At 71.4% G+C, this 13851-nt stretch carries 2 protein-coding genes; both read right to left on the bottom strand.

From position 1 onward, the window contains the following. Positions 1–103: 103 nt before the first annotated feature. Positions 104–6307: an amino acid adenylation domain-containing protein gene (locus ACFXK0_RS05665; RefSeq protein WP_379408794.1), complete on the bottom strand. Its 6204-nt coding sequence runs from the start codon at positions 6305–6307 to the stop codon at positions 104–106. A 107-nt stretch (positions 6308–6414) separates the two neighbouring features. Then, positions 6415–13722, bottom strand: coding sequence for an amino acid adenylation domain-containing protein (locus tag ACFXK0_RS05670; protein WP_379408627.1), 7308 nt, complete (start codon positions 13720–13722; stop codon positions 6415–6417). Positions 13723–13851 lie beyond the last annotated feature (129 nt).

Raw genomic sequence — 13851 nt, forward strand, 5'->3', positions numbered from 1 at the left:
ACCCTGCTACCGCCGACCGTCGCCGCGGTGTGCGCCACGACACACCTACTCTCTCGAAACGAAATCGTAATCCCCGGACCGCCTGTTACGGGGTGCTATCGGACTACCTCGCGGAAAGTGCGACGACCTGCGCGGTTACCGGTCCGACCATGGCCGACGCGGCCGGGCCGAGCAGGTCGTGATGGGCGGCGTCGACCGGGTGATCGACGATCACGCCGCTGATGTGCCGACGCCATCGCGAGGCCCCCGCACGCAGGGATTCCGGGGTGCGCAGGGCGGTGAAGTAGGTGAGATCACCTTCGAACCGATCCGGTATCAACGCCGTCACCGCGGCCACCGCGTGCAGCGCGCCGCGATACATGCCGACGAACTGGGCCCGCGAGATCGGGACCTCGCCGGCCAGCGCGGTGTGCAGGGCGGCCACGGCCTCGTCGTTCAGCTCGGTCAGCCGGTCGGCGGCGGGCAGCAGGTGCTCCGGGATACCCAGCTCGACCAGCGCGTGCCGCAGTTCGGTGGTGAAGTCGGCCAGGTCGGCGCCGGGCACGCTGTCGAGCATGGTCAGCGAGGCCACCGTCTCCCCCGCGGCCTGCAGCCGGGTGGCGACCGCCTGGGCCAGCACGCCACCGAGCGACCAGCCGAGCAGCTGGTAGGGGCCGTGCGGCTGGACCGCGCGGATCTCGGCGACATAGCGGTCGATGAGCTCGGCGGGCGAGGCGGGCCGGAAATCCGGTTCGCTCAGCGCCGGGGACTGGATGCCGATGATCGGCTGGTCATCGGGCAGATACGGCTTCAGGCCCGCGTACGCCCAGGCCAGGCCGGAGACCGGGTGCAGGCACAGCAGCGGTGCGCGGGTGCCGTGCGGCTGGATCGGCAGGACCACCGACAGCGCGGCGGCCAGGTCGGCGGCGCCTGCGTGCTCGTCACCGAGCCGGGCGGCCAGACCGGCCACGGTCGGGTCGGCGAAGAAGGCGGCGACGGTGAGTTCGGCGCCGGTGCGCTCGCGCAGGTGATGGACCACACGGGTGGCCAGCAGGGAATTGCCGCCGAGGGCGAAGAAGTCGTCGTCGAGGCCGGGACGCTGCGCGCCGAGCACGTCGGCGAACACCTCGGCCACGGCGATTTCGTGCGCGCTCTCCGGTGCCCGGTAGACGCGCGGTTCGAGCACCGGCGCGGGCAGCGCAGCGCGGTCGAGTTTGCCGTTGGCGTTCAACGGCAGCGCGTCGAGGACGACGAAGGCGGCGGGCACCATGTAGGAGGGCAGCACCTGCGCCACCGCGGCCCTCGCCCCGGCCGGGGTCAGCTCGGTCCCGGACGCGGGCACCACATAGGCGACCAGGCGGTCACCGAGCCGCGCATCCTGGTGGGCGAGGACCGCCGCCTGCGCGACCTGCGGGGCGGCCAGCAGCGCGGCCTCGATCTCGCCGAGCTCGATCCGGAAGCCACGGATCTTCACCTGGAAGTCGGTCCGGCCACGGTATTCGAGTTCGCCGTCGGCGGTCCAGGCGACCAGGTCACCGGTGCGATACATCCGCGCGCCACCCCGGCGGTGATCCTCAGCGGACCGTGCAGGCGCCGCGAACCGGTCGGCAGACAGCTCCGCAGCGGTCGACTCCGCCGAAGCCGGATCACGGTCAGTGGCCGCCGCCGCGAACGGCCCCACAGCGACCGACTCCGCCGAAGCCGCGAAGGGGTCGGCGACGAAGCGGTCGGCGGTCAAGTCGGGGCGGGCGAAGTAGCCTCGGGCCAGCTGGGCGCCGGCGAGGTAGAGCTCGCCCGTGACGCCGACCGGGACGGGGCGCAGGCGCGAGTCCAGGACGTAGGCGTGGCTGTTCCATTCGGGGGCGCCGATCGGCACCGTCGTGCGGTCGGCGGTGGTGACGCGGTGGTCGGTGATGGAGACCGCGGCTTCGGTGGGGCCGTACAGGTTGTGCAGGGCGGCGGTGTTGTCGGCGAGGAAACGCTGCGCGGTCGCGGCGGGGAGCGCCTCACCGATGGCGAGGACGCGGCGCAGCGAATCCGGGAGTGTCCCACCGGCTTCGGTGAGCAAGGCGTCGAGCATCGAGGGCACGACGTGCAGCGTGCTGACTGCCTGCCTGGTCAGCATCCCGAGCAGGTAGGCCGGATCCCGATGACCATCCGCCGTGGCGATGACCAACCGGCCCCCGCACACCGCCGCCGACCAGAACTCCCACACCGAGAGGTCGAAGGTCGCGGCGGTCTTCAACAGCACCGAGTCCGCGCGCCCGAGCCCGAAACGTTCGGTCTTCCACAGCAATTGGTTGACGATCGCGCCGTGGGAGACCGCCACACCCTTCGGTTTACCGGTCGATCCAGAGGTGAAGATCACGTACGCGGTGTTCTCGGGCCGCAGGACACCGCGGCGTTCGTTCACCAAGATCGGCGCACCCGAAGCGGTGGACAGGTCGAGCGTATCGATCGCGATCACCGATGTGATGCCACGCCCGGCGACGTCCGCACGGTCACCCATCGACACGTTCGCCTCTGGCCCAGCGCCATTCGCACGGTGGTCCATCGACACGTCTGCCCCTGGCCCAACAGCATTCACGCGGTCGTCCATCGCGGCGCCGTACCCAGCTACCAGCGATTGCCGACCGAGTTCGGCATCGGCGGCACCACTGGCGTCCGGGTGGACTGCCGCGGGCGTTGCCGCTGCGGTGGCCATCTCCGGCGAGAAGCCCAGCCGCGCCGCCGTTGCCGCTGAATCGGCGGGCAGCTGGAATCCCTCGCGCGAAGTGGTCAGTACACAGACCGGGGCGGCGGTGTCGATGATGTGGCCGACGCGGTCGGCGGGCTGGTCGGGGTCGATCGGGACGTAGGCGGCGCCGGCTTGGGTGACCGCGTACATGGCGACGACCAGGTCGACCGAGCGGCGAATGGCCAGGGCGACACGGTCTTCCACGCCGACACCCTGGGCGATCAGGTGGCGGGCCAGGCGGTTCACCCGGTCGGCGAAGGCACTGTAGGTGAGTTCCGCGCCGTCCGGGGCGACCAGCGCGACGCCGCCGGGGTGGGCGGTGGCCGTCTGCGTGAACAGGGCGGCGAGGGTGGTGGGCGGGACGGGATGGCCGGTGGCGTTCCAGCCGTGCAGGATTCGGTCGCGTTCGGCGGCGGAGAGCAGGTCGATCGCGTCGACGGGCAGTTCGGGGGCGGTGGCGACCGCCCGCAGGACCCGCGCGAACCGGTCGGCGTAGTCCTGTGCGGTCGATGCGTCGAAAAGGTCGGTGGCATAGGTGAATACGCCGCTGATGCCCTGGGCGATGCCGTCGGCGTCGTAGGTGTCGGCGACCACGGCGTGCAGGTCGAACTGCGAGACGGCCAGGTCCACGTCGACCGCCTCGACGGCGGCCTGACCGAGTTCGAGGCCGGTGCGGGTGAGGTTCTGGAACGACAGGCCGACCTGGAACAGCGGGTGCCGGGCGGTCGAACGAGCCGGGTTGATCGCCTCGACCAGGCGCTCGAAGGGCAGGTCGGCGTGGGCGAAGACCTGCAGGTCGATATCGCGCTGGCGGGCCAGCAGTTCGGCGAACGGCTCTCCGGGGGTGAGGGTGGTGCGGAAGACCAAGGTGTTGACGAACATGCCGATCAGGTCGTCGAGCGCCGCCTCGCCCCGGCCCGCGATGGGGGTGCCGATGGCGAGATCGTCGGTGCCGGCCAGTCGGGCGAGGGTGACCGCGAGCGCGGTGTGCACCACCATGAACAGCGTCGCGCCCTGCCGCCGGGCCAGTGCCACCAGCGCGCGGTGTGTCGCGGCGTCGATTTCGATCGACACGCGCCCGCCCGCGAAGGACTGCACGGCGGGGCGTGGCCGGTCGGCGGGCAGGTCGAGCTGATCGGGCAGCCCGGCCAGCGCGGTCCGCCAGTAGTCCAGCTGCGCCGAGGCCAGCGATCGCGGGTCGTCCTCGCTGCCGAGCAGCGCCCGCTGCCACAGTGCGTAGTCGGCGTATTGCACCGCCAGCGGCGTCCATTCTGGGGCCGACCCGGCCGACCGCGCGCCGTAGGCCAGCATCAGGTCCCTGGTCAGCGGCGTCAGCGAGGAGCCGTCGCCGGCGATGTGGTGCACGACCACCGCCAGCACCACTTCCTCGGCGCCGAGCTGGAACAGCGCGACCCGCACCGGCACCTGGGCGCGCACATCGAACCCGGAGGAGCCGAGCTCGTGGATGGCGGCGCCGAGCTGCTCGGGCGCGATCCGCCGCACCTCGAGCTGCGGCGTGGACTCCGACGCGGCCAGCACCTGCTGCACCGGCCCGTCGCCGGTCTCGGGATAGATCGTGCGCAGCGTCTCGTGCCGGGCGACCAGGTCACCGACCGCGGCCCGCAGCGCCTCGACGTCGATACCGCCGTGCAGCCGCACCGCCATCGGGATGTTGTAGGCCACCGACTCCGGGTCGAACTGGTTGAGGAACCACATCCGCTGCTGGGCCAGCGAGAGCGGAATCCGCGCGGGCCGCTCCCCCGCCACCAGCGCGGGACGCGCACCGGCACCGGCGGTTTCGGTGAGCCGCTGGGCCAGCGCGCCGACCGTCGGCACCTCGAACAGCAACCGCACCGGGAAGTCGGTGTCCAGCGCCGCGCCGAGGCGGGCGGCGACCTGGGTGGCCAGCAGCGAGTTGCCGCCGAGGGCGAAGAAGTCGTCGTCGAGGCCGAGCGCCGCGTCGGCGTCCAGGTCGAGTACCTGGGCGAAGGTCCCCGCCACGATCTGTTCCACCGGCGTGCTCGGTGCGCGGAATTCGGCGTGCTCGAGCACCGGTTCGGGCAGTGCGCGGCGGTCCAGCTTGCCGACCGGGGTCAGCGGGATGGTGTCGAGCGCCATGATCACGGTCGGGACCATGTGCGCGGGCAGGCTGCGCTCGGTATGGGCGATGAGCGCGGCGGCGTCGACCGTGGCGCCCGGCGCGGCGTGCACATACGACACGAGAATCGTGGCGCCGCTGTCGAGTTCGTGGCCGAGAGTGGCCGCGAAGTCCAGGCTCTCGTGTGCCGAGAGCACCGCGTCGATCTCACCGAGCTCGATCCGGAAACCGCGGATCTTCACCTGGAAGTCGTTGCGGCCCACGTATTCCAGTGATCCGTCGACGGTCCAGCGCACCAGGTCGCCGGTGCGGTAGAGCCGGGATCCGGCCGGGTCGAACGGGTTCGACACGAAACGGGAGGCGGTCAGCCCGGGACGATCGTGGTAGCCGCGGGTCAGCTGGGCGCCGGTGATGTACAGCTCGCCGGTCACCCCGGGCGGCACGGGGCCGAGACGCTCGTCGAGGACGTATTCGGCGACGCCGCCGATCGGCCCGCCGATGGTGAGCGGGTCACCCGGCTTCAACGGCACACTGATATTGGTGACGATGGTCGTCTCGGTCGGCCCGTACACATTGTGGAATTCGCGCAGTGTCCCGTCGGCCAGTGGAATCGCCCAGCGGCGCAACAGATCCGGTGGGACGGTCTCACCGCCGACGGCCACCACCCGGAAATCGTCGAGCCCGGCCGGGTCGATCGAGGCCAGCGCGGCCGGAGTGATGAACGCGTGACTCACCCGCTCGCGGCGCAGCAGCGCGGCCAGATCGTCACCGCCGAACACGCTGGGGTCGACGATCACCATGGTCGCCGCCGCACCGATCGCCAGCAGCAGTTCCAGCAGCGACGCGTCGAACGAGGGTGAGGCGAAATGCAATGTGCGCGAACCGGATTCGACACCGTAGAGCCTGCGCTGCTCCTCGCAGAACGGCGCCAGCCCGGCCTGGCTCACCGCGACACCCTTGGGCAGGCCGGTGGAGCCGGAGGTGTAGATGAGGTAGGCGAGGTCCTCGGCGCGGACCGGGCGCAGCCGGTCGGCATTGGTGATCGGCTCGCCGGCGACCTCGGCCAGCAGCGGGGCGGCGAGCGGACCGTCGATGGCCAGCCAGTCCACCTCGGTGGGCAGGCGGTCGGCGACGGCGGCGACGGTCAGGCCGAAGACAGCGCCGGAGTCGGTGACCATGTGCGTCACGCGATCCGGCGGATAGTTCGGGTCCACCGGCACGAAACCGGCGCCGGTCTTGGTGACGGCCCACACCGCCAGCACCGACTCGATCGAGCGCGAGATCCCGATGGCGACCAGGTCACCCGCGCCGATACCGCGCGCGATCAGCAGCCGGGCGATCCGGGTCGACTGCTCGTCGAGTTCGGCGTAGGTGCGGGTGCCGAGCGTGCGGGTGGCGTCGGCGAGCACCACCGCGACACCGTCGGGGTTGGTCTCGGCGGCGGCCGCGAGCAGCTGTGCCAGCGTGGTCACCCTGGGGCGCCGCGTGCGCACCGGTCGAGTCCGTGCCGGACGTGTCATAGCCGTTCCACCTCACCATCACCGAAACTTGTTGCCTCGCCCGCCCTTCGCGTCATCACGCAGCTGACCGGCGGCCGGGCTCACGCGACGGGCGCGCGCGAGCCCCCGAGTACCAGCACCACCTCGGCGGGTCCGGGATCGCCCGGGGCCGTGTCATCGGCGATGACTGCCCGCAGGTCATCGAGGCCCGCGGTGCCGAGAGCTTCGAGACCGGCCTGATCACCGAACAGATGGCTCACCCATTCCTCAGCGAGCGCCTGCGCGGACACCTGCGTCACCAGCACCATCGACGCACCGGCGACACCGGCGGCGACCGGCTCCACCAGCGCGGCGAAACTGTCGGCCGGGCCGTGGCCGAAGGTGCGGGATTCGAAGGTCAGGTCGGTCTCGGCGCGCACCCGCGCACCGGCGGTGGCCAGCTCGTCGTAGCTGCGCACCCCGTCCGGGCCGACGAAGGCCGGGTCGCCGCCGCGCAGTGCCCTGGTGCGGTCGGCGTAGGTGACCGGCCGCGCGGACTGCGTGGACAGCTCGGTGCGCACGGCCGCGTCGTCGAGCACGACCCAGTCGATCTCGCTCACCGGCGGCGCGCCGAGGGTCAGCCCGATCTTGGCGCACGGCTCGCCGTCGACGTGGACGCCGACCGGCACCACGGCCGCGCCGGCCTTGAGCACGGCCCACACCGACACCGCCCAGTCCACCCCGCGCGCGAGGTCGACGGCCACGCCGGTGCCCGGCCCGAAACCGCGGGCGATCAGCAGGCGAGCCAGCCGGGAAGAGCGCGCGTCGAGCTGTTCGTAACTCAGCGACTCCTCGCCCCACACCAGCGCGGGACCGTCCGGATCGTCCTCGGCGGCCGCGGCGAAGGACTGCGCGAGGGTGGTGCCGCCGGTCGGCGCGCTCGACACGACGGCCTGTTCGGCACCGCCGAGCAGCCGGGCGCGTTCCTGTTCGTCGAGGATGTCGATGTCGCCGATGCACAGCTGCGGGTCGGCGGCCACCGCGGTCAGGATGCGGGCGAAGCGCTCGCCGAGGGTCCGCACGGTCGCCTCGTCGAACAGGTCGGTGGCGTAGTTGAACAGGGTCACCAGTTCGCCCGGCTCGCCCGTCTCGGTGAAGCGGGGCTCCACGTCGACCTGCAGATCGAACTTGGCCGCGACCGCCGTCGCCAGCGCGTCGACGGTCAGCCCGGGCAGTTCGAGCGCGGCGGCCTCGTTGTTGCTGAAGGTCAGCGCCACCTGGAACAGCGGATTGTGCGCGCTGCCCTTGCCCGGCGCGACGACCTCGACGACCCGCTCGAACGGCAGGTCAGCATGGGCGAACGCGCCCAGATCGGTCTCGCGGGCCAGATCGACGGCCTCGTCGAAGGACCCGGCCGGGTCGAGCGCGGTGCGCAGGGTGAGCGTGTTGACGAACATGCCGACCAGCTCGTCGAGCGACCGTTCACCCCGTCCGGCGACCGCGGTGCCGATGGCGATATCGGAGGTGCCCGACAGCCGCGCCAGCAGCACCGCCAGCGCCCCGTGCACGACCATGAAAAGCGACGACTTGTGTTCGCGCGCAATACCGTTGAGCCGCTGATGCACCTCGGCGGACAACCGCAGCTCGGTGGTGGCGCCCCGCAGCGTCGGCACCGCCGGGCGCGGCCGGTCCTGCGGCAGCTCGAGCAGTGGCGGCACGCCGGCCAGCTGCTCGCGCCAGTAGTCGAGTTGCGCGGTGGCGACCGAGCCCGGCTCGTCGTCCGCGCCGACCACCTCGCGCTGCCACAGGGCGAAATCGGCGTACTGCACGGCCAACGGCGTCCAGGCCGGCGCCTGCCCACCGCTGCGCGACACATAGGCGGTCATGAGGTCACGCGCGAGCGGGGCCAGCGAGGCGCCGTCGGCGGAGATGTGGTGCACGACGAACACCAGCAGCCACCGCGCGTCCGCGCCACCGGTCAGCAACCGCGCCCGCACGGGAACCTCGCGGGTGACGTCGAAACCGGCGGCGGCCAGTTCGGCCGCCCGGCCCAGCACATCGCCGGTGGTCTCCACGACGAGCCCCTCCGGCAGCACCTCCGCCACCGACACGATCTCCTGAATCGGCGACCCGTCAGCCACCGTCGAGTCGCCCACGGCGGCAAGGTCCTTCGGCACCACGGCACCCGCCACAGGGAAACGGGTGCGCAGCGACTCGTGTCGGTCGAGCACATCGCGGACCGCGGCGTCGAGTGCGGCGATGTCGAGGTCGCCGGTCAGCTGGATGGCGAAGGGGATGTTGTAGGAGCCCGAGGCCGGGTCGAGCTGGTTGAGTACCCACATGCGCTGCTGGGCCAGCGACAGCGGAATCCGTTGCGGGCGTACGGCTGCCGTGAGCGCGGGTCGTGCGGTGCCGGTCGCGCCGATCCGGGCGGCCAGTGCCGTCACCGTGGGCGCTTCGAACAGATCGCGGATGGTGAGCTCGGCGGTGAGGGCCTCGTTGATGCGGGCGATCGCGCGAGTCGCCATGAGCGAGTTGCCGCCGAGGGCGAAGTAGTCGTCGTCGGCGCCGACGCGACCCATTCCGAGCAGCTCGGCGAACACCCCGGCCACGATCTCCTCGGCGGGTGTGGCGGGCGCGCGGAACTCGCCGGCGGTGAAGGTCGGCGCGGGCAGGGCCTTGCGGTCGAGTTTGCCGCTCGGGTTCAGCGGGAACGCGTCCAGGGCGACGAGCGCGGCCGGAATCATGTACGCGGGCAACGATTCCCCGATGGCGGCCAGCAGCGGCGCCTGCTCGATCTCCGCGCCCGGCTTGGGCACCACATAGGCGACGAGCTGTTCGCCGGTGGCCGAATCGGCGACGATCGCCACGGCCTGGCTCACCGCGGGCTGGGCCAGCAGCGCGGTCTCGATCTCGCCGAGCTCGATGCGCTGGCCACGGAACTTCACCTGGAAGTCGGTGCGGCCCAGGTATTCCAGCACGTGGGTGTCGGCGGTCGGGGTGCGCCAGACGACGAGGTCGCCGGTGCGGTACATCCGCGCGCCGGGCTCGAAGGGGTTGGCCACGAACCGATCCGAGGTCAGATCCGGCCGTGCGACGTATCCGCGCGCGAGCTGGTCACCGGCGAGATACAGCTCGCCGACCACCCCGGCCGGCACCGGGCGCAACTGCCCGTCCAGCACGTAGACGCGAGTGTTCCACTGCGGCACACCGATCGGCACCGAACCCCGGTCGGTCTCGCCCGCGGGCCAATAGGTCACCGACACAGCGGCTTCGGTGGGTCCGTACAGGTTGTGCACCTGCGCGCCCGACACCGTCCGCAGCGCCTCGACCGTCTCCGGCGGCAGCGCCTCACCGATGGCGAACACATCGCGCAGGGTGGGAATGCTGCCCGCGGTGGTGTGCGCGGCGAACACGGTGAGCATCGACGGCACGAAGTCGGTCACCGTGACACGTTGGGCGGCAATGGTTTCGGCGATGTAGGCCGGGTCGCGGTGGCCGTCGTGGGTGGCCACCACCAGTTTCGCGCCGGTGCGCAGCGGCATGAAGTAGCCCCACAGCGACACGTCGAAGGTGGTCGCGGTCTTCTGCAGGTAGACATCGCCGGGACCCAGCGGGTATTCCGCGAGCATCCAGGCGGTCTGGTTGTCGATCGCCGCGTGCGAGACCGCGACACCCTTGGGGCGGCCGGTCGAACCCGAGGTGAAGATGACATAGGCCGGATGCTGCGGCAGCACCGGGCGCAACAGCTCGGCTGCCGTCAGCGGCGTGCCCGGGAAGTCTTCCAGCGCAACGGTATCCATCGTGATCACCGGCGTGCTCGCGGCCACCTCGACCGCGTCGGCGGTGGTGGTGAGCACGCACACCGGCTGCGCGGTGTCGAGGATGTGGGCGATGCGCTCGGCCGGATGATCCGGGTCCAGCGGCACGTAGGCGCCACCGGCGGTGACGATCGCGTACATGCCGATCACCAGATCCAGCGAGCGCCGCACGGCCAGCCCGACCAGCGACTCCGCGCCGACCCCGCGCCGCACCAGCAACCGGGCCAGCCGGTTGACCCGCTCGTCGAACTCGCGGTAGGTGAGCTCGGTGCCCTCGTAGGCCAGCGCGATCTCGTCGGGGTGCGCGGCCACGGCCGCGCGATAACCGTCGAGCAGCAGCGCGGGCACCAGCTCGTGGCCGGTGTCGTTCCAGCGCACCAGGATTCGCTCGCGCTCGACGGGCTCGAGCAGGTCGATGGCGCCGACCGGGCGGGCCGGATCGGCGACGACCTGGCCGAGCAGCCGCACCAGGCGATCGGCGAAACCGGCGACGGTGGCCTCGTCGAACAGGTCGGTGGCATAGGTGAACGCCGCCGAGACGCCGTCGGCGACGCCGTCGGTCTCCAGCGGGACCATGGTCAGTTCCAGGTCGAACTTGGCGAACGGCACGGCCAGATCCACACCGCCGACGGTGAGTCCGGGCAGCCGCAGTTCGGTGCCTGCGAGGTTCTGGAAGGTGAGCATCACCTGGAACAGCGGGTGCCTGGCCATCGACCTGGCCGGATCGAGCAGCTCGACCAGCCGCTCGAACGGCACGTCGGCATGGCCGAAGGCCGCGACGTCGGTGGCGCGGACGGTGCCGAGCAGTTCGTCGAAGCTGCGAGCCGGGTCGACCTCGGTGCGCAGGACCAGGGTGTTGACGAACATGCCGATCACATCGTCGAGCACCGCCTCGCCACGACCGGCGACCGGGGTGCCGACGGCGATGTCGGTGGTGCCCGACAGCCGGGCCAGCAGGACCGCCAGCGCGGTGTGGACCACCATGAACAGCGTCGAATTGTGTTCGCGGGACAGGCGATCCAGCGCGGCGTGCACCTCGGCGGGGATGCGGAAGTCGTAGCTCGCGCCCCGGTTGGTCATGGCGGCCGGGCGCGGCCGGTCGGCAGGCAGGTCCAATTGCTCGGGCAGCCCGGCCAATTCGTCACGCCAGAACGAGATCTGCTGGGCCAGCAGTGAATCCGGATCGGATTCGGCGCCCAGCGTCGCCCGCTGCCACAGCGTGAAATCGGCGTACTGCACCGCCAGTTCGCGCCAGCGCGGCGCGAGACCGCGCAGCCGGTCGGAGTAGGCCGAGATCAGGTCGCGGGTCAGCGGGCCCATCGAGAAGCCGTCGGCGGCGATGTGGTGGACCACGCACAGCAGCACGTGTTCCTCGGCGCCGAGGCGGAACAGCCGCACCCGCACCGGCGGCGCGAGCGCCACATCGAAACCGGCGCTCGCCTGTTCGGCGATCAGCTGCGGCAGCTGCGCGGCGGTCGTCTCGACCACCTCGACCAGCGGGATCGCACGCGGGTCGCGCACCGGCAGCACCAGCTGCACGGCATCCCCGTCCACCTCGGGGTAGATGGTGCGCAGCACTTCGTGGCGGGTGATCAGGTCGGTCACCGCGGCGCGCATGGCGGCCACGTCGAGGCTGCCGGTGAGCCGCACCGGCAGCGGAATGTTGTTGGCGCCACTGGCCGGATCGAACCGGTTGAGGAACCACATCCGCTGCTGCGCGTACGACAGCGGGATCTGCTCCGGACGCGGCTGGGCAGTAAGCGGATTGCCGGTGCCCACCCCGACATGCGATTCGACGCGAGCGGCCAGCGCCGCCACCGACGAGGCCTCGAACACCAGCTGCACGGGCACCCGGGTGTCGAGCGCGGTGCCGATCCGGGCCACCGCCTGCGCGGCCAGCAGCGAGTTGCCGCCGAGCTCGAAGAAGTCGTCGTCGGCGCCGACCTCCTCGCCGCCCTCTGCCACCAGCAGATCCGCGAAGACCCGCGCCACGATCTCCTCGACCGGCGTACTCGGCGCCCGGTAGGCCCGCGCCGTGAAAGTCGGCTCCGGCAAGGCTTTTCGATCCAGCTTGCCCACCGGCGTCAGCGGGATCTCGTCGAGCAGCATGATCGCGGCGGGCACCATGTACGCGGGCAGCAGGCCCGTCAGGTGCTGGGTCAGCTCGGCCGGGGTCACCGTGGCGCCCGCGCGGGGCAGCACATAGGCCACCAGCGAGGTCGTGCCACTGGCCAGGGTTCGTCCGAGGGTGGCCGCGAAGTCCACGTCGGGATGGGTGGTGAGCGCGTTGTCGATCTCGCCGAGTTCGATGCGCAGGCCACGGATCTTGACCTGGAAATCGGAGCGGCCCAGGTATTCGAAATCACCGGAGGTGTTGCGGCGCACCAGATCACCGGTGCGGTAGAGACGACCGCCCGGCGCGCCCGCGTCGGCACCGAAGGGGTTGGCGACGAAGCGCTCCGCGGTCAGCTCGGCGCGGTGCAGGTAGCCCTGCGCCAGCGCGGGACCGGCCAGATACAGCTCACCGACCACCCCGGCGGGCACCGGCCGCAACCGCGCGTCCAGCACGAACGCGGCCACCCCCGGAATCACCGAACCCAGCGTCACCGCCTCGCCCGCGACCATCTCGCCGGTGGTCACCATGACAGTGGCCTCGGTCGGACCGTAGGCGTTGAACACCGAACGGCCCTGTGCCGCCCAGCGTTCCACCAGTTCCGGGCCCAGCTTGTCGCCACCGGTGACGATCACCCGCACGCTCTCGACCGTGCCGGTGTCCACCGACTCGAGCGCGCCCGGAGTGATCAGCAGATGCGAAACCTGTTCGCGGCGCACCAGATCGGCCAGCTCGTCGCCACCGAACACCGTCGGTGGGACCACGACCAGGGTGGCGCCCGCGGTGAAGGTGAACAGCATCTCCATCAGCGAGAAGTCGAAGCTGGGCGAGCTCAGATGGGTCACCCGCGCGCCCGCGTCGATCCGGTACTGCCTGCCCACCGCGGCCATGGTCGCCAGACCGGCCTGGGTCACCGCGACGCCCTTGGGCAGGCCGGTGGATCCCGAGGTGTAGATGAGGTAGGCCGGATGCCGCTCGTCGAGGGTGCGTACCCGGTCGCTGTAGGAGATGGCGTGCGCGGGCTGGGCCGCGACGGCCGCGGCCACGGCGGGATCATCGAGCTCGAGCCAGGTGGTGGTGTCACCCAGGCCGCCACGATGGGCGGTGGTGGTCACGCCGAGCACGGTCCGCGAGTCGGTGACGATGTGGGTGATGCGATCGGCCGGGTAGGACGGGTCGATCGGCACGTAGGCGGCGCCGGTCTTGGCCACCGCCCACACGCTGAGCACCGATTCGACCGAGCGGGTGATCGCCACCGCGACGATGTCGCCGGGGCCGACGCCGCGCCCGATCAGTTCGCGGGCCAGCTGGGAGGACTGCTCGTCGAGCTCGCGATAGGTGAGTTCACGCTGGTCGGCGGGGTCGCCGGTAGGGTTGAACCGAAGGGCGACGGCCTCGGCGGCCGATTCGACGGCTGCCGTCAGCAACTGCCCGAATGTCGGACTGCTCGACCGGCGACGGCGGCTACCGCGGGCAGAACGGCGGGCAGTTTCCATTCGAGTTCATTCACCTCTCATCGAGCCTGGACACACGGCAACCCGCACCGTGCACATCGAGCCATCATATCGACCGGCCACATCGCCTCGACGGTCGCGCTGGTGCCCCCAGAACGCGGGGCCCAGAGG

Source organism: Nocardia sp. NPDC059177 (genome assembly GCF_042755165.1).
GTDB lineage: Bacteria > Actinomycetota > Actinomycetes > Mycobacteriales > Mycobacteriaceae > Nocardia.